This is a genomic window from Variovorax sp. UMC13, assembly GCF_014170375.1.
Taxonomy (GTDB): Bacteria; Pseudomonadota; Gammaproteobacteria; order Burkholderiales; family Burkholderiaceae_C; genus Variovorax.
In genome coordinates this window covers 41,169-58,475 of the sequence record NZ_LZZW01000026.1, presented here as the reverse complement: position 1 = coordinate 58,475, position 17,307 = coordinate 41,169, and the positions used below count along the sequence as shown (strand labels likewise).

Here is a 17,307-nt window from a genome sequence, read left to right as displayed (position 1 = left end):
GGTCGGGGGTCGGTCACGGGGAAGCGGAGGCGCAAACGCGTTGGGGCTCAGGAAGCCGCGATTATCCCTTCCGCCGCCTCCGCGTGCGCAGGGCCCGGGAACGACCATTTCCCGGCCTCGTCTCCACGCGTTCTCCACACAAACTGCAAAGCCACGCAAAGTGGCCGCGGTCCAATGCACGGTGGTTTTCTCACGTCCTGCCGTTTTGCCCCGTCCATTCCCCGCCGCCCCGCTCCGTGTCTGCCAGGCCCTGCTGCTCTGCGGCCTGGCCGGGTGCGGCGCCGTGGCGGTGCCGCCGCTGCCCGACAGCGTTCCGGTGGCCTGGCGCCAGGCCCCGCCGGCGGCCGACCGGGCGCTCTCGCCCGACCTGCACAACTGGTGGAAGGCGCTGGGCGACCCGCAGCTCGACGCGCTGGTCGACCGGGCCCTGGCGCAGAACCTGGGCATGGCCCAGGCCCGCGCCCGGCTGCGCGAGGCCCGGCTGCTGGCCGGCCAGGGCAATGCGCAGTTCAAGCCCGCGCTGTCGGCGAGCTCGCGATCGGTGCAGGACATCTCCGCCACCGACACCTATTTCCAGGCCAGCCTGGACGCCGTCTGGGAGCTGGGCCTGTTCGGCGGGCGCGAATCGGCCGAGAGAGCTGGCCAGGCCGGCATCGACACGGCGACGGCCAACAGCATGGACGCGCGGGTCAGCACCGTGGCCGAAGTGGTGCGCCGCTACACCGACCTGCAGGCCGCGCGCACCCAGCAGGCGCTGCTCGACCGGGTGGTCGCGCTGGACCGGCGCACGCTGGAACTGATCGAGCTGCGCCGCCGCCAGCAGCTCGGCGCGCCCGACGACCACCACCAGGCCATGGCCCGGCTGGCCCAGGCCCGCGCCCAGCAGACCCAGCCCCGGCAGGCGGCCGACCGCGCGGCCCAGAGCCTGGCTGTGCTGCTCGGCCAGGCCGAACCCGACAGCGCCTGGACCACCCAGCCCGCCGCCGCGCCGCGCGCGCCCCTGCCGGCCTTCGCGCTGCAGCAGGTGCCGGCCGACCTGCTGCGCTACCGCCCCGACGTGCGCCGCGCCGAAGCCGAAGTCCTGAAGACGGCCGCCGCCCTGGGCAGCGCCACCGCCGCGCTCTACCCGCGCGTCACGCTGGGCGCCTCCTTCCTGTACGCGTACAACCTCACGCAGCACCGACCGCGCAGCACCGTCGACGACGTGCCCGCGATCGGTCCCGCCATCGACATCCCGCTGTTCGACTGGGGCCGCCGGCGCGCCGCCGCCGATGCGCAACAGGCCGCGCTCGATGCCTCGCTGCTGAACTACCGCCAGACCGTGCTCGAAGGCGTGGCCGATACCGAATCGGCCCTGGGTGCCCTGCAGCAGGCGCGCGAGAACAGCGACCGGCTGCGTGAGGCGCAGCAGGCGCTGGAGCGCAGCGCGCAGTCCCGGGCCACGCTGGTGCGGCTGCGCCTGGGCAGCGAGCTGGACCGCATCGCCACCGAGCGCGCGGCGCTGCAGGTCGCGCTGGAGCAGGCCGGCGCCGACAGCAGCCAGACCCTGGCCTTCATTGCGCTGTACAAGTCGCTGGGCGGCGCCCCGCTGCCGACCGACGAGGAGACCACGCCCCTGGTCAGCGCCATGCCGTGGCAGGAGCGCAGCCGATGATCGCGCTGGCGCGCAAGACCATGGTCTACGAGTGGCGGCGCTTCGCGCCCGCCGTCTTCGCCGTCGGCTTCTCCGGCGTGCTGCTGGCGGTGCAGGCCGCGCTGGTGCTGGGCATCTTCGGCAGCGCCTCGATCTACGTCACGGCCTCCTCGGCCGACCTCTGGGCCGGCTACCCCGGCACGCAGAGCGTCAACTTCGGGCGCGACATCGGCCCCGACATGGAGATGTACCTGCGCATGGACCCGGACGTGGTCGACGTCGAGCCCTATCTCTGGGTCGAGGGCGACTGGCACGGCACCACGCGCACCGGCGGCGTGCCGGTCTTCGTCTCGGGCATCCGCACGCAGGAGAACGCGATGATGTTCTCGCACCTGCTGCCGCTGTCGCGTCGCGCCCAGCTGCGTGAACCGAACGCGGTGATCGTCGACCGCTCCGACCTCGACCAGCTGGGCACCACGGTCGGCGGTCATGCCTGGATCAACGGCCACCGGGTGCAGGTGGTGGCCGCCCTGACGGGGCTGCGTGCGCTGGGCGGCGTCAACGTGCTGGCTTCGCAGGACACGGCGCGCCGGCTGCAACCCGCCGATTCGGCCGGCGGCACGCCCTACTTCGTGGCCCGGCTGCGCAATCCGGCCCTGGCCACCGCCGCGCAGGCGCGGCTGTCGGCCGTGCCGCCCGGCTTCGGCCCGCTGACCGTCTGGACCGCCGAGACCTTCGCCAAGCGCTCGCGGCTCTATTGGATCTTCGACACCGGCGCCGGCATCGCCGTGCTGTTCATGGCCGCCATCGTCTGCCTGGTGGGCGCCGTGCTGACCAGCCAGGCGCTGATGGCGGTGGTGGCGTCCTCGGCGCGCGAGTACGCGATGCTCAACGCGCTGGGCGCGAGCCTGCGCGCGCTCAGCAAGGTGGTGCTGGAACAGGCCTGCTGGATCGGCGGCATCGGCCTGCTGATGGGTGCCGTGGCCAGCGCGCTGCTGCTGTGGGTGGCTTCGCGCTACGACGTGCCGGTGAGCATGAACTGGACCGTCGCCATCGGCTGCGCGGTGCTGGTGATGGGCCTGGCCGTGATTTCCGGACTGTTCGCCGTGCGCGGCCTCCAACGGGCCGAGCCGGCCATGCTGCTGCGATGAAAAGCCCGGCCCGTCCCCACGCCAGCCCCAGCCTGGAAGCTCGCCAGGTGAGCAAGTCCTTTCTCTCGGGCATGGTGCGCGTGCACGTGCTGCAGAGCCTGTCGATCGACATCTACGGCGGCGAACTGACGCTGATCTCCGGCCCTTCGGGCTGCGGCAAGAGCACGCTGCTGTCGCTGCTCAGCGGCCTGCAGTCGCCCGACGCCGGCCAGGCCTGGGCGCTGGGCGAAGACCTGGGCACCATGACCAAGCGCCAGCTCGAGCATTTCCGCCTGCAGCACACCGGCTTCGTGTTCCAGGGCTTCAACCTGTTCGCGGCGCTCACCGCCCACGAACAGGTGCAGCTGCCGCTGGGCTACCTGGGCCTGGACAAGCGCCGCTCGGCCGCGCTCGCGCTGCAGGCGCTCGACGAGGTCGGCATGGCGCACCGGGCCGGCGCCTACCCCGCGCAGATGTCGGGCGGCGAGAAGCAGCGCGTCGCCATCGCCCGCGCGCTGGCGAAAGAGCCGCAGCTGCTGTTCGCCGACGAACCCACCAGCGCCCTCGACGCCGAGAACGGCCAGAAGATCATCGACATCCTGCACCGCATCGCCCGCAACCACGGCACCACCGTGCTGTGCGTGAGCCATGACCCGCGCCTGGTGCGGCACGCCGACCGCGTGCTGACCATGGAAGACGGCCTGATACGCAACGACTGGCAGTCCGCCGGCACCCCTCTTTCCGCCGTGCCCACGGCAGTCTCCGCATGAAGTCCTCCCTGTCCCGATACGCCCTGCCGGCCTCGATGCTGGCCCTGGCCCTGGCCATCGCCGGCTGCTCGGACCACGGCAGCACCAGCGTGGCCGCCGCCGCGCCGGCCCCGGGCCCGCGCGACGTGGCCATGGCGCGCGGCAAGGTCGAGGTCCAGGGCGGCCTCCTCGATCTGCTGCCGCAGCAGGACGGCGTGGTCGAGAGCGTGGGCGTGCGCGAGGGCGACGAGGTCAAGCGCGGCCAGGTGCTGCTGAAGCTGGCCTCCGACCAGGCCCGGCTCGATGTGGACATGGCCCAAGCCGAACTGAAGCTGGTCCAGGCGCGCCAGCGCGCCCAGTCGGCCCGTCTGCCCGCGGCCCGCCAGCTGGCGCTGCGCACCGGCGAGGCCGCCAAGGCCGGCGCGCTCGACCCGCAGCGCGCCGACGAGGCGCTGCAGGCCCGCAGCGACATCGAATCCGCGGTCGCCGTGCTCGAGGCCGAGGCCGCGGTGGCACGCCAGAAGCTCGCGCAGGCCGAACGCGCGGTCCAGCGCCAGACGCTGACCGCGCCGATCGACGCCCGCGTGCTCCGGCTGCAGGTGCAGACCGGCTCGCGCGTGTCCTCGCAATCCACGCGGCCGGCGCTGGTGCTGCTGCCGCACCGGCCGCTGACCGTGCGCGCCGAGCTCAGCGAAGCCTATGTCGCCAACGTCAAGCCCGGCATGCGCGCCAGCGTGCGCCTCGACGGCGACACGCAGGGCGCCGCCGCGCAGGCCGCCTACCCCGCGCGCGTGCTGCGCGTCAGCCAGGCCTACGGCACCAGCCGGCTCGACGACGACGCGACCGCGCGCAACGTGCGGGTGGTGGAGTGTTTTCTGGAATTCGACCCGCCGGTGCCTGTGCTGCGCCTGGGTCAGAACGTGAGGGTGAGTTTTCATGAATAAGGTCATCAAGATCCGGCCATCGGCCACGACCCTGCATCGCAACGCCCCGTCCCCGGGCTGGACGGTGCAATGCGACTTCGACGGCACCATCGCCGTCGACGACGTCACCGACACGCTGCTGCAGCGCTTCGGCCGCCCCGGCTGGGAAGCGCTGGAAGCCGCCTGGGAAGCCGGCGAGATCGGCTCGCGCGAATGCATGAAGGGCCAGGTCGCGCTGCTCGACATGAGCGCCGCCGAACTCGACGCCCACCTCGACGCGCTGCCCATCGACCCGCATTTCGCCGCCTTCGTCGAAGCGGCCCAGCGCCGCGGCATGCCGGTGCAAGTGGTCAGCGACGGCATCGACTACGCGATCCGCCGCATCCTCGGCCACCATGGCCTGGGCACGCTGCCGGTGATGGCCAACCACCTGGTGCAGACCGGCGAGCGCAGCTGGCAGCTGCAGTCGCCCCACGCCAGCGCGGCCTGCGTGCGCGCCAGCGGCAATTGCAAGTGCGAGCGCCTGGCCGAGCAGCGCCCGGTGCACGGCAAGGTGCTGTTCGTGGGCGACGGCAGCTCCGACTTCTGCGTCTCGGGCAAGGCCGACTTCGTGCTGGCCAAGGCCCGCCTGATCACGTACTGCCAGGAACAGCACATCGCCCACGCGCCCTACGCGCATTTCGGCGAGGCCCTGGCGCTGATGGAAGACATCACGGCGCCGGCCCGCATGACGGCATAGCGGCAGGCGCGCGGCGCCGGGCCGGCCTCGCGCCCGCCCGCCCGTCCTGCGCCGCACGAAGGTATTTCCATGAGCCCGGACATCTGCATCACCCCCCACGAATTCTTCCTCCCCGGTCACGGCGCCCATGCGTCCACCGGGGTCCTGCTGGTGCACGGCCTGACCGGCACGCCCAACGAGATGCGACTGCTGGGCAAGGGCCTGCAACGCGCCGGCTTCACGGTCTACGGCGTGCAGCTGGCCGGCCACTGCGGCACGCAGGAGGACCTGGTGCGCACCCGCTGGCAGGACTGGGCCGCCACCGTGCACGCCGGCGCCGACCGGCTGCGCACGCAGGTCGATCGCCTGGTGGTGATGGGCCTGTCGATGGGCGCGGTGCTGGCGCTGGAGCTGGCCGAGGAACGGCCGGAAGTGGTCGATGGCGTGGGCGCGCTGTCCACCATGTTCTGGCACGACGGCTGGAGCATCCCCTTCTACACGCGGCTGTCCTTCCTGCTGCGGCCGTTCCGCGCGCTGGGCATCGGCCGCGACCGGCTGTTCATGGAGCAACCACCCTACGGCATCAAGGACGAAGCGCTGCGCAAGCGCGTGGTCGAGCAGATGCAGTCCGGCGACAGCGCCGCCGCGGGCCTGCCCGGCAACCCCTGGTACTCGATCATCGAGATGCGCGCGCTGTCGGACCAGGTGCGGCGCCAGCTGGGCCGCGTGCGCGCGCCCTGCCTGGTGGTGCACGCCACCCACGACGACATCTCGAGCCTGGCCAACGCCCGGCTGATCGAGCGCAAGGTCCAGGGCCCGGTCGAGATGGTGCTGCTGCAGGACAGCTACCACATGATCACCATCGACCGCGAACGGCGCACCGTGACCGCGCGGGCCGTGGACTTCGCCACCCGCATCGCCGCGGCGCGCGGCGCCACCCTGCCGCAGGCGGCCGACACCTACGCCCACGGCGCCAACGACGGCTCGCTGGCCACATGAGCAGCGAACTGACGCCGCTGGTGCTCACGCTCTGGGTGCTGAACGTGCTGGTCGACAGCGGGGGCCAGCTGGCCTTCAAGGCCGCCGCCGGCGACCCGCGCGCGGGCGACGGCCTCGCGCGCTGGGCCTTCATGGCGCGCCGCCCCTGGCTGTGGGTGGGCGTGGGCTGCTATGTGGCCGAGTTCGTGCTGTGGCTGGCCTTCCTGTCGCTGGTGCCGCTGTCCGAAGGCGTGCTGCTCGGCTCGATCAACATCGTCGCGATCATGATCGCCGGCCGCTACCTGTTCGCCGAGAAGCTCTCTCGCATGCGCGTCGCAGGCATCCTGCTGATTTCGATCGGCGTCACCATCGTCGGCTGGCACGGAGGCTGAAGTGGCTGACAAACGACGTTTCTATGTGATCGGCTTCCTGATGCTGATGGCCTTCGACACGCTGGCGCAGATCAGCTTCAAGGTCGCCGGCACCCAGGCCCTACCGCTGGAGTTCAGCGCCGACTGGCTGCTGCGGGTGTTCGGCCAGCCCTGGATCTACGGCGCCTTCATCGGCTACATCGGCGCCTTCTTCGCCTGGATGACGCTGCTCAAGCACGCGCCCATCGGCCCGGCCTTCGCCGCGTCGCACCTGGAGATCGTGTCTGTGCTGGCGCTGTCCTGGCTGCTGTTCGACGAGCGCATCGGCTGGCCGCAGATCACCGGCGGCCTGTTCATCATCGCGGGCATCGTCTGCTTGGCCTTCAGCGAAGAGCAGGACGCCGCGCCCGAGACCCTGCACGCGACGCCCCCGGACATCCTGGCCGGCGCCGCGCGCGGCCCGCATGGCTGAACGCCTGGCCGACGTACCGCCCACGGCGGGCCTGCCGCTGCGCGCGGGCGATCTCGCCTGGCCCGGCACCGACGCCGACCTGGCATCGGCGCTCGCCCGCTTCCTCGGCGTGCCGCAGGTGCAGATCGAATGCTCGGGCACGGCCTGCATGGTGGTGGCGCTGACCGCGCTGAAGCGGCTGGCGCCCACGCGCACCGAGGTGGTCGTGCCGGCCTACACCTGCCCGCTGGTGGCGCTGGCGGTCGCGCATTGCGGCCTGCAGCTGCGGGTGTGCGACCTGCAACCCGGCACGCTGGACCTGGACCCCGTGCACCTGCGCCAGCTCTGCGGCCCGCACACACTGGCGGTGGTGCCCACGCACCTGGGCGGACGCCTCACCGATGTGGCCACGGCCCAGGCCTGCGCGCGCGCGGTCGGCGCCTGGACGCTCGAGGACGCGGCGCAGGCGCTGGGCGCGCGCGTCGGCGACCGGAGCGTGGGCGCCCACAGCGACATGGTCTTCTTCAGCCTGGCCGTGGGCAAGGGCCTGACGCTGTTCGAGGGCGGCGCACTGGTGGTGCACGACCCTGCCTTGCGGCAGGCCTGCGCGCAGGCCAGCGCCGAGACCGTGCCACGGCATCGGGGCTGGGAACTGCGCCGCTCGATCGAACTGCTGGGCTATGCGCTGTGCTACCGGCCCGCCGGCCTGGGCCTGGTCTATGGGCGCCCGCTGCGCCAGGCGCTGAAGCGCGGCGACTGGGTGGCGGCCGCGGGCGACGATTTCGATCCGGAGATCCCGCTGCACCGCGTGGGCCGCTGGCGCCAGGCGGTGGGCGTGCGCGCGCTGGCACGCCTGCCCGATTTCCTGGCCCAGGGCACGGCGCGCGCGCTGCGGCGCCGTGCACAGCTGACGCGCATCACCGGCCTGCCGGTGCTGGGCGACAGCCCTTCGGTGCCCGGCGCGGCCGGCACCTGGCCGGTGCTGATGGTGTGGATGCCGAGCACCGCGCAGCGCGACGCGGCCATCCGCGCGCTCTGGGGCGCGGGCTGCGGCCTGAGCCTGCCCTTCGTGCACGCCCTGCCCGACTACCCCCGCTATGCCCGCGTGGTGCCGGCCGCCGAAACTGGGGCGCTGCCCCATGCACGCGCGCTCGCGGGCCGCCTGCTGGCCATCAGCAACAGCCCCTGGCTCGACGATGCGCGCTTCGAACAGGTGTGCGCGGCGCTGGCCCGCTTCAGCCGCTGAGCGCGGCCTCGCGCGCGCGCAACGCGGCCTTGCGTTCCTCGATGTAGTTGCGCGTCAGGGGCACGGCCTCCTGCCGGCGCGCCAGCTGGATCTGGAAGATCGCGATGTCCTGGTAGCGGAAGGCGGTCTCCGACATCGAAAGATAGAACTCCCACATGCGGCAGAAGCGCTCGTCGTAGAGCGCCAGCGCCTCGTCGCGCCGGGCCATGAAACGTTCGCGCCACAGCCGCAGCGTGCGCGCGTAGTGCAGCCGCAGCACCTCGATGTCGGTCACCACCAGGCCCGCGCGCTCGATGGCCGGCGTGCACTCCGACAGCGAGGGCAGGCTGCCGCCGGGAAAGATGTACTTCTCGATCCACGGGTTGTTGAAGTCCGGCACGTCGGAGTTGCCGATGAAGTGCAGCAGCATCACGCCGTCCTCGGTCAGCAGCTCGCGGCACTGCCGGAAGAAGGCGTCGTGGTTGCCCCGGCCCACGTGCTCGAACATGCCCACCGAGACGATGCGCTCGAAGGGCCCCTGGGTGGCGCGGTAGTCCTCGAGCCGGTAGTCGAGCGCGGCGGCCGCGGGCGACGCGGCGCCCAGCCGCTGCGCGGCCTCGAGCTGTTCGGTCGACAGCGTGACGCCGCTCACATGGCCCGCGCCGGCCACCTCCGCCAGGTAGCGCGCCAGGCCGCCCCAGCCGCAGCCGATGTCGAGCACGCGCTGGCCGGGCTCGACCAGCAGCTTGGCCGCGATGTGTCGTTTCTTGGCCAGCTGCGCGGCCTCGAGGCTCTCGTCGCCGGTCTCGAAATAGGCGCAGGAGTACTGCCGGTCGCTGTCGAGGAACAGGCGGTAGAGCCGGTCGTCGAGGTCGTAGTGATGGGCCACGTTGGCGCGCGACCGGTTCGGCCGGTTGCGCTGCAGCAGCGGGCGCAACGCCATGCGCCAGCGATCGAGCAGCTGCACGAAGGGGCCGGGCGGTACGCCCTTGGCGTCGCGCAGGAACAGCTCCAGCACGTCGTAGACCGTGCCCTCCTCCACCTGCAGCCGTCCCTGCATGAACAGCTCGCCAAACTGCAGGTCGGGGTCGCGCAGCAGGGCCCAGACGGCGCGCCGTTCGGTGAAGCGGACGCCGGCGCGGGGCAGGCCCCCGTCGCCGAAGACCAGCGTCTGGCCGTCCGGCAGTCGCACGCTCAGGTGGCCTCGGCGCACCAGCGGGCCGAAGGCCCGGCGCAACAGGGCCGCGGTCGATCGATCGAACATGAATGCCTCCCGATGTCTGGGGTGGAGGATGCCACCGCGCCGGCTCCGGGCCGGCATTCTTCGCAAAGCCTACCCGACGCGCGCCATGTGCTCCAGCAGACGCTGGTTGAACGCATGCTGGCCGGCCTGCCAGTCCGCGAGCTGCACCGGGTCGATGGCCGTGTCCTGACCGTCCTGCGCGCTGAGCCAGCGCTTCCAGGCCGTGCGGTAGCGGTAGGCCGAGACCTCGCCGGTGACGTCGCTGCCCACGATCTGCCCGCCCAGGGCCTCGAGGATGCGCAGGGCCTGCGATTCCAGCAGCCGCCCCTGGTCCCAGTTGGTCCGCACGACCTCGGGGGCGAACACGTCCTTGTCGATCGAGAGATAGGTCGGTGCGGGCTGCTCGCGCAGATGCCGCGCCAGCGCCTCGCTCAGGGCTTCGGTGTCGGCGAAGGTGCGGAAGGCGGCGCCCAGGCCCAGCCAGCGCGACCAGCCGGTGTCCACGCCCACGCTCCAGTACTGCAGCTTGCCGGCGCGCAGCGGCTTGAGCTGGTTCTCCCACGCATGGCGCCAGCCGATGTCGCCCGAGGTGATGCCCACCACCAGCACCTGGCGGACCTCGGGCAGCAGCGCCACGCGCCGCACCCAGGAGCCGCAGTGCACGCCGAAGGGGAAGCGCATGTTGTCGGGATGGTTGTCGAACACCACCACCCGCAGGCTCCCGCGCTCGCGGCCGCGCGCGCTGCGCGCCACCAGCGGCCAGCTCAGGTGGTGGAAGTCGCCGCTGCCCATGAACACCGTGCCGTGACGCTCGAAGGCCGGCAGCCGCGCGTCGAGCGTCTCGGCCAGCCCGCGCATCACGCCCAGGCCGCAGCCGAAGCGCAGCGCCTCCTGCCGCTCCTGCAGGGGAATGCGCAGCTCGCCGGCCAGCGGGCCGATCGAGTCGTCGAGGTCCAGCACCACGGGCGGCAGTGCATTCATGGCGTGCCCTCGTGCCATTGGCGGTCGCTTTCGAAGTGCCCCGCGAAGCGCTTCGCGAGCCGGCGCAGCAGCGGGTTGCGCACGTACACCGCATGGCGGGTGAAGGTGAAGCGCGCGCCGAGCTGGGCCTTGACCTCGGGATCGGTCCAGCCCGCGACGTAGTGCGTGAGACCGCGCTCGATCGCGTATTCGAGGTTGACCATCCAGCTCACGAAGTACAGGTTGCACTCGCGCGCCGCCGGGTAGGAAAAGCCGATGTACTTGTCGACCAGCTTGCCGCCGGCCTCGAAGCAGAGGTTCCAGCCGACCAGCACGCCGGCCTGCCGGTATTCGAACACGATGCCGCCGGCCGACGCGTCACGCAGCACGCGCGCGAAGAAGGCGCGCGTGAGTCGGTCGAAATGCACTTCGCTCTGGGCGTAGACGGCTTCGTAGAGCCGGTAGTAGTCATCGATCGCGGCCTCGCTCTCGAAGGCCGCGCCGCCCGTGGGCAGGCGGCGAATCTCCAGACCGGCGCGGCTGCGCAGCTTGCGCCGCAGGTTCTGCCGCCGGCTCGACGAGAGCCGTCCGAGGTAGGCATTGATATCGGGAAAGTCGATGGGCACATAGGCCAGCGCCTGCCCTTCGACCAGCACGCAGCCGGCCGCCACGCAGACCTGCACCAGCGCCTCGGCCTGCCGGTTCTCGGCCTCGTCGAGCAGCGGCGATGCGGCCGGGATGTCCTTGACGATCAGCAGGCGGTAGCGCGAGCCCCAGCGTTGCAGCAGGCCGATCAGCCAGGCGGCCGGCGCCGCGTCGCGCGGCACCAGCGCGTACTCCGACACCGTGGTGCCGACGAAGACCGTCCGGATGCGCAGCCAGCGCGACCAGAAGCGAAACAGCGGCAGCCCCTTGGCGCGCTGCTTGAGCGCATCGTCGGCGGTGGTCAGCAGGTCGAAGGCGGCGGTGAACACCGGCGCCTGCGGCACGCTCTCGACCACCGCGAAGCCTTCGGGCGGATGCGCGGCGAAGGCCGCGATCAGTGCGTCGGGTTCGAGTTGATGGGCGAACTGCACAGGCGCCGGAAACCCGTCAACTGCGCTTGGCGCGCGTCAGCAGCTGGTCGAGCAGCACCATGGCCTGGTCGATCTCGGCGCGCGAGATCTCGAGCGAAGGCGCGAAGGTGATCACGTTCTTGTAGTAGCCGCCCACGTCCAGCACCAGGCCCATCTTGCGGCCTTCGAATTCCAGGTCGCCCGACAGGCCGATGTCGACCATCTTGTCGAGCAGCGCGCGGTTGGGCGTGAAGCCGTCCTCGGTGCAGATCTCGGCGCGCAGCGCCAGGCCCATGCCGTCGACGTCGCCGATTTCCTTGTGGCGCTTCTGCAGCTCCTTCAGGCCTTCGAGGAAGTAGGCGCCGCTGTCGCAGACCTGCTTGCCGTAGTCGATCTCGGCCGTCATGCGCAGCACTTCCAGGCCCAGCGCCGTGCCCAGCGGATTGGCGGCGAAGGTGGAGTGCGTCGAGCCCGGCGGGAACACCTGCGGGTTGATCAGCTCTTCGCGCGCCCACAGGCCGCTGAGCGCGTTCAGGCCGTTGGTCAGCGCCTTGGCGAAGACCAGCACGTCGGGCTGCACGCCGAAGTTCTCGATCGCCCAGAGCTTGCCGGTGCGCCAGAAGCCCATCTGGATCTCGTCGACCACCAGCAGGATGCCGTGCTCGTCGAGCACCTTCTTCAGGCCCTTGTAGAAGTTCGGCGGCGGCACGACGTAGCCGCCCGTGCCCTGGATCGGTTCGACATAGAAGGCCGCGTATTCGCACTGGCCGGTCTTCGGGTCCCAGACCGCGTGGTACTCGTTCTCGAACTTGCGCGCGAACTCGCGCACGATCGAATCCGAGTACTCCTCGGCCGTCATGCCCTTGGGGCGGCGGAAGGGGTACGGGAAGGGGATGAACTGCGCGCGGTCACCGAAGTGGCCGAAGCGGCGGCGGTAGCGGTAGCTGGAGGTGATGCTCGAGGCGCCCAGCGTGCGGCCGTGGTAGCCGCCCTCGAAGGCGAACATCAGGCTCTTGCCGTTGCTGGCGTTGCGCACCACCTTGAGCGAGTCCTCGATGGCCTGCGCGCCGCCGACGTTGAAGTGCACGCGGCCGGCGCGGCCCCACTTCTTCTCGGCGTCCTGCGCGATCCACTTCGCCAGTTCGATCTTGGTCGGGTGCAGGTACTGGCTGGCCACCTGCGGCAGCGTCTCGAGCTGGCGCTTCATCACGTCTTCGAGGCGCTTGTTCTTGTAGCCGAAGTTCACGGCCGAGTACCACATCTGCAGGTCGAGGTAGGGCGTGCCCTCGGCGTCGTACATGTAGCTGCCATCGCAGCCGGAGAAGATCTTGGGCGGGTTCACGTAGTGAACGGTATCGCCAAAAGAACAATATTTCGCCTCGTCAGCCAGCAGCTGTGCACTCATGGAAAAGGAACTCCAGAACTCGGAACATTCGGCGGCGGTGTCACGGCCCATGCCGTGGCGCCGAACGCCGTCAGGCCATTCCGGGCGGGACGCACCGGTGATGGATGACGGGAGTCTGCGCGGGCAACCTTGAAGGACTGTTGCGCGTTTGTGTGCGGCTTGTGGAGAGGCTCAGCCGGCCGCCGCCTGCAGCGCGTCGAAGGACTCGATCTCGATGCGCCCGTAGCCCACCGTGAGCACGCCCTGCCCGGCCAGCGCGTGCAGCTCCTTCGACAGCGTCTGGCGGGTCACGCCCAGCATCATCGCGATCGCCTCCTGCGGCAGCGCGATCTCCCGGCGCATCTGCGGCGACTGGGTCACATCGCCCCGGGCCAGCGCCAGCAGCCGACGCGCCACGCGCGAGCGCAGGTCGCGCAGCGTGGCGTTCTCCATCAGGTCGTAGAGGCCGCGCACGCGGTGGGCCAGCAGCAAGGCCATCGCCTGGGCGAAGGCCAGCTCGCGCATCTGGCGATCGAAGGCGGCGCGCGGCACCACCAGCACCTCGGCGTCGGCCAGCGCCGTGGCGTCGTGGGAGCGCAGCGAGCCGTCGATCAGCGCGATCTCGCCGAACCAGTTGCCGGGTTCGAGCAGCGCGAGGATCGCCTCGCGGCCGTCCTGGCGCAGGGTCGAGACCTTGATGAAGCCGCTGGCCAGCCCGTAGAAGCCGCCCGAGAGGCCGTCGCCGCCGTCGCCCTGCCGGTAGAGCATGGCGCCGCGCGCCAGGTGGTGCACCTCGGCCACGGACAGCAGGGCGTCGCGCTGCGCGCGCGGCAGCGCGGCGAACCAGGGGTTGGCCTCCATCGCGTCGCGGTGGGCGGCGGTCACGTGGGTCGGGGCGCGCATGGCCATGGTGGCGGGGCGGTGGGGTGCCGCCCGGGGGTAAACGAGAGGGTCAATTGTTCTCCATTTGACAGTTGAATGGCACCCGCCTGCCTAAAGTGAGCCTCGGCCCCCACGGCCCCAAGGAGACATACGAATGAATCAACGAGCGACCTTCGTCCGCATGCAGGACAGCACGCGCGAAGACTGGCAGACCATCGGCGGCGAATTCATGCAGTTCGCGGGCAGCCTGCCGCAGCGCGTGGTGCGGCACCTGCAGATCCTGCAGGGCGACTACGGCGGCTTCCCGGTCGACCGCTACACCCACTCGCTGCAGACCGCCACCCGCGCGCTGCGCGACGGCCGCGACGAGGAGTACGTGGTGTGCGCGCTGCTGCACGACATCGGCGACACGCTGGGCACCTTCAACCACCCGGACATCGCGGCCGCGATCCTGCAGCCCTTCGTGAGCGAGGCCAACCACTGGATGGTGCAGCACCACGGCATCTTCCAGGGCCACTACTTCTTCCACCACCTGGGCATGGACCGCGACCTGCGCGAGCGCTACCGGCAGAGCCCGCACTACGAGCGCACGGCCGAGTTCTGCGAGCTCTACGACAACCCCGCCTTCGACCCGCAGGGCGAAACGCTGCCGATCGAGGAATTCATGCCCATGCTGCAACGCCTGATGGCGCAGCCGCGCCAGAGCATCTACAAGTCGGTGCTGCAGAAGCCCGCCGACGCCATCGCCTGAACCCGCACGTAGGAACCCACCATGAACGCCACCACCCCCTCCGAAATCCAGCAGCTCGTGTCCGCCGAGGAATGGCAGCTGCGCGTCGACCTCGCCGCCTGCTACCGCCTGGTCGCGCTGTACGGCTGGAGCGACCTGGTCTTCACCCACATCAGCGCGCGCGTGCCCGGCCCCGAGCACCACTTCCTGATCAACCCCTACGGCCTGATGTTCGACGAGATCACGGCCTCCAGCCTGGTCAAGGTCGACCAGCAGTGCAACAAGGTGATCGAGTCGCCCTATCCGGTCAACCCGGCCGGCTTCGTGATCCACAGCGCGGTGCACGCGGTGCGCGAGGACGCGCAGTGCGTGCTGCACACCCACACCCGCGCCGGCATCGCGGTCAGCGCGCAGAAGAACGGCGTGCTGCCGATCAGCCAGCAGTCGACCTTCGTGCTGGCCTCGCTGGCCTACCACGGCTACGAGGGCGTGGCGATCCGCGACGACGAGAAGGCGCGGCTGCAGGCCAACCTGGGCGAAGCCAATTTCCTGATGCTGCGCAACCACGGCCTGCTGACCATCGGCAAGAGCGTGGCCGATGCCTTCCTCTCGATGTACACCTTCGAGAACACCTGCCAGATCCAGATCGCCGCGCAATCGGGCGGTGGCGAGCTCACCCAGGTCGACCCGCGCATCGTCGAGGGCGTGGGCCACGCGATGAAGGTGCAGACCGGCGGGCTCGGCGGCGCCTTCGTCTGGCCCTCGCTGATCCGCAAGCTCGACCGCATCGACCCCGGCTACCGGAACTGAGCGCCGCATGGACGGCACCGTCGTCATCACCCGCGCGCTGTTCGGCGCGCTGGCGCTGGTCATGTTCGGCCTGGGCCTGTCGCTGTCGCTGGCCGATTTCCGGTGGCTCGCGCAGCACCCCAAGGCGGTGGCCATCGCGCTGCTGCTGCAGGTGGTGGGCCTGCCGCTGGCCTGCTACGCCATCGTGCTCGCCTTCGGCATGCCGCCGGTGTTCGCGGTCGGCCTGATGCTGCTGGCCGCCTCGCCGGGCGGCATTTCGGCCAACCTGTTCTCGCACCTGTTCGGCGGCAACGTGGCGATGAACATCTCGCTCACCGCGGCCAACACGGTGCTGTCGATCTTCACGCTGCCGCTGATCGCCAACTGGGCCATCGCGCACTTCATCCAGAGCGGCCAGCTGGTACCCATGCAGACCGGCAAGCTGCTGGAGGTGGTCGCGATCGTGCTGGTGCCGGTGCTGATCGGGATGGCGGTCGCCTCGCGCCGGCCCGCTTTCGCGGCCCGCATGGAGAAGCCGTTCAAGGTGTTCAGCGCCGGGGTGCTGGCAGTGGTCGCGGTGCTGGCCATCGCCAAGGAATGGAGTTCGATCTCGGTCGCCTTTGCCCAGATCGGCCCGGCCGTGCTGCTGTTCAACCTGCTGAGCCTGGGTGCGGGCTACGGCCTGAGCCGCGCGGCCGGGCTCGACCGGCCGCTGGCCACCGCCATCAGCTACGAGATCGGCATCCACAACTCGACGCTCGCGATCTTCGTCGCGCTCAGCGTGCTGGGCAGCTACCAGCTCGCGCTGCCGGCCGCGATCTACTCGGTCGTGATGTACCTGACGGCGCCGCTGTTCGGTCTGCTGCTGCGGCGCGGCGCACGCGCGGCGCGAACGGCCCCGGCGGCGGTCGCGCCGAACTGAGCCGCCGTTTCAGCGGTACAGCGGCGAGACCGTCTCCTCGTTCGGGATGCCCTCGATGGGCGCCTCGGCCGTACCGACCGTGCGGCGGGTGAAGGACTCGACCTTCTCGCGCGCGCCCTGCGGGTCGGCAATCCACTCCGCATAGAACGCATAGGGGCAATCGGCTACGCCCTGGTCGCCCTCGTGCGAGTTGATCAGCCCGGTGTAGCCGCGGTGCAGCAGCTTGAAGAGGTGGTTCTCCGACTGGCCGTGCCGGCGGAAATCACGGATCAGCGACTTGCTCAGCGCGGCGTACTGCACGCCCATCTCCTCCTCGCCGCATTCGCCCAGCGTGCGGCCGTCGAAGCCGATCAGCGCCGAGTGGCCGAAGTACGAGTACACGCCGTCGAAGCCGGCCGCATTGGCCACCGCGACGTAGCTGTTGTTGGCGAAGGCCATGGCTTTCGACATCAGGATCTGCTGCTCCTTGGCCGGGTACATGTAGCCCTGGCAACGCACGATGAGCTCGGCCCCCTTCATCGCGCAGTCGCGCCAGATCTCGGGATAGTTGCCGTCGTCGCAGATGATGAGGCTGATCTTCAGCCCCTTGGGGCCCTCGCTCACGTAGGTGCGGTCGCCCGGGTACCAGCCCTCGATCGGCACCCACGGCATGATCTTGCGGTACTTCTGGACGATCTCGCCCTGGTCGTTCATCAGGATCAGCGTGTTGTACGGCGCCTTGTGCGGGTGCTCTTCATGGCGCTCGCCGGTCAGCGAGAACACGCCCCACACCTTGGCCTCGCGGCAGGCCGCGGCGAAGATCTCGGTCTCGGCGCCGGGCACGGTGGCCGCGTTCTCGAACATCTCCGCGCGGTCGTACATGATCCCGTGCGTGCTGTATTCCGGGAAGATCACCAGGTCCATTCCGGGCAGCCCGGACTTCATGCCCACCACCATCCTGGCGATGGCGCGGCAGTTGTCGAGCACTTCGGCCCTGGTATGGAGGCGCGGCATCCTGTAGTTGACGACCGCGACACCGACGGTGTCCTTGCTGCTGGAAATGTCGCCGTGGATCATGGCGTGGCTCCTGTGGATGGATCGGGTGCTGCTGCGATGCGCCGATTCTGCGAAGCGGTCCCGCCGGCTTGAATACGTCGATTGACGTAGCGCTGCAGGGACTTGGGG

General features: G+C 70.5%; 18 protein-coding genes. 12 read left to right on the top strand and 6 right to left on the bottom strand.

The window, feature by feature from the left end:
- Positions 1–205 precede the first annotated feature (205 nt).
- The 9 genes from A9977_RS22085 (at position 206) to A9977_RS22045 (ending at position 8,199) form a co-directional block, all read left to right on the top strand.
- Positions 206–1,654 carry an efflux transporter outer membrane subunit gene (locus A9977_RS22085; RefSeq protein WP_183027039.1) on the top strand — a complete coding sequence of 483 codons (1,449 nt, stop codon included), beginning with the start codon at positions 206–208 and terminating at the stop codon, positions 1,652–1,654.
- The gene (locus A9977_RS22080) at positions 1,651–2,784 is read left to right on the top strand and encodes an ABC transporter permease (RefSeq protein WP_183027038.1); all 1,134 of its coding nucleotides are present in this window, start codon (positions 1,651–1,653) and stop codon (positions 2,782–2,784) included. The genes A9977_RS22085 and A9977_RS22080 overlap by 4 nt, the downstream gene beginning before the upstream one ends.
- Positions 2,781–3,533 carry an ABC transporter ATP-binding protein gene (locus A9977_RS22075; protein WP_183027037.1) on the top strand — a complete coding sequence of 251 codons (753 nt, stop codon included), beginning with the start codon at positions 2,781–2,783 and terminating at the stop codon, positions 3,531–3,533. Before A9977_RS22080 ends, A9977_RS22075 begins: the two co-directional genes overlap by 4 nt.
- Positions 3,530–4,456 (top strand): efflux RND transporter periplasmic adaptor subunit, encoded by a 927-nt coding sequence (locus tag A9977_RS22070; protein WP_183027036.1) that lies wholly within the window; start codon positions 3,530–3,532, stop codon positions 4,454–4,456. Before A9977_RS22075 ends, A9977_RS22070 begins: the two co-directional genes overlap by 4 nt.
- Positions 4,449–5,174, top strand: a complete 726-nt coding sequence (locus A9977_RS22065) for an MtnX-like HAD-IB family phosphatase (RefSeq protein WP_183027035.1) — start codon at positions 4,449–4,451, stop codon at positions 5,172–5,174. Before A9977_RS22070 ends, A9977_RS22065 begins: the two co-directional genes overlap by 8 nt.
- Before the next feature lie 69 nt (positions 5,175–5,243).
- Positions 5,244–6,152: a carboxylesterase gene (locus A9977_RS22060; protein WP_183027034.1), complete on the top strand. Its 909-nt coding sequence runs from the start codon at positions 5,244–5,246 to the stop codon at positions 6,150–6,152.
- A complete protein-coding gene (locus A9977_RS22055; protein WP_183027033.1) occupies positions 6,149–6,523 on the top strand; it encodes an EamA family transporter in 375 nt (124 codons plus the stop codon). The genes A9977_RS22060 and A9977_RS22055 overlap by 4 nt, the downstream gene beginning before the upstream one ends.
- A gap of 1 nt (position 6,524) precedes the next feature.
- Positions 6,525–6,974 carry an EamA family transporter gene (locus tag A9977_RS22050; RefSeq protein WP_310936180.1) on the top strand — a complete coding sequence of 150 codons (450 nt, stop codon included), beginning with the start codon at positions 6,525–6,527 and terminating at the stop codon, positions 6,972–6,974.
- On the top strand, positions 6,967–8,199 hold the full coding sequence (locus tag A9977_RS22045; RefSeq protein ID WP_183027032.1) for a DegT/DnrJ/EryC1/StrS family aminotransferase: 1,233 nt from the start codon (positions 6,967–6,969) through the stop codon (positions 8,197–8,199). Before A9977_RS22050 ends, A9977_RS22045 begins: the two co-directional genes overlap by 8 nt.
- On the opposite strand, the gene A9977_RS22040 is transcribed toward A9977_RS22045, so the two are convergent.
- The 5 genes from A9977_RS22040 to A9977_RS22020 all read right to left on the bottom strand — a co-directional run bounded on the left by A9977_RS22040 (position 8,189) and on the right by A9977_RS22020 (position 13,729).
- Positions 8,189–9,442: a cyclopropane-fatty-acyl-phospholipid synthase family protein gene (locus A9977_RS22040; RefSeq protein WP_183027031.1), complete on the bottom strand. Its 1,254-nt coding sequence runs from the start codon at positions 9,440–9,442 to the stop codon at positions 8,189–8,191. The two genes, A9977_RS22045 and A9977_RS22040, sit on opposite strands and share 11 nt — an antisense overlap.
- A 69-nt stretch (positions 9,443–9,511) precedes the next feature.
- Positions 9,512–10,402, bottom strand: a complete 891-nt coding sequence (locus A9977_RS22035; RefSeq protein WP_405054700.1) for a hypothetical protein — start codon at positions 10,400–10,402, stop codon at positions 9,512–9,514.
- The gene (locus tag A9977_RS22030) at positions 10,399–11,457 is read right to left on the bottom strand and encodes a GNAT family N-acetyltransferase (RefSeq protein ID WP_183027029.1); all 1,059 of its coding nucleotides are present in this window, start codon (positions 11,455–11,457) and stop codon (positions 10,399–10,401) included. Before A9977_RS22030 ends, A9977_RS22035 begins: the two co-directional genes overlap by 4 nt.
- A 16-nt stretch (positions 11,458–11,473) precedes the next feature.
- On the bottom strand, positions 11,474–12,841 hold the full coding sequence (locus A9977_RS22025; RefSeq protein WP_183027028.1) for an aspartate aminotransferase family protein: 1,368 nt from the start codon (positions 12,839–12,841) through the stop codon (positions 11,474–11,476).
- A gap of 171 nt (positions 12,842–13,012) precedes the next feature.
- Positions 13,013–13,729, bottom strand: coding sequence for a Crp/Fnr family transcriptional regulator (locus tag A9977_RS22020; protein ID WP_183027027.1), 717 nt, complete (start codon positions 13,727–13,729; stop codon positions 13,013–13,015).
- A gap of 127 nt (positions 13,730–13,856) precedes the next feature.
- Between A9977_RS22020 and A9977_RS22015 the strand changes: the two genes are divergently transcribed.
- Genes A9977_RS22015 through A9977_RS22005 form a run of 3 tightly spaced genes read left to right on the top strand, consistent with a single transcriptional unit; the run spans position 13,857 to position 16,143 of the window.
- A complete protein-coding gene (locus tag A9977_RS22015) occupies positions 13,857–14,453 on the top strand; it encodes an HD domain-containing protein (RefSeq protein ID WP_183027026.1) in 597 nt (198 codons plus the stop codon).
- Positions 14,454–14,474: 21 nt separating this feature from the next.
- Positions 14,475–15,242, top strand: a complete 768-nt coding sequence (locus A9977_RS22010; RefSeq protein WP_183027025.1) for a class II aldolase/adducin family protein — start codon at positions 14,475–14,477, stop codon at positions 15,240–15,242.
- A 7-nt stretch (positions 15,243–15,249) separates the two neighbouring features.
- Complete coding sequence (locus A9977_RS22005; protein ID WP_183027024.1) at positions 15,250–16,143, top strand: bile acid:sodium symporter family protein; 894 nt, start codon at positions 15,250–15,252, stop codon at positions 16,141–16,143.
- 9 nt (positions 16,144–16,152) lie between these two features.
- On the opposite strand, the gene A9977_RS22000 is transcribed toward A9977_RS22005, so the two are convergent.
- Complete coding sequence (locus A9977_RS22000; RefSeq protein WP_183027023.1) at positions 16,153–17,199, bottom strand: aliphatic amidase; 1,047 nt, start codon at positions 17,197–17,199, stop codon at positions 16,153–16,155.
- Positions 17,200–17,307: the final 108 nt, after the last annotated feature.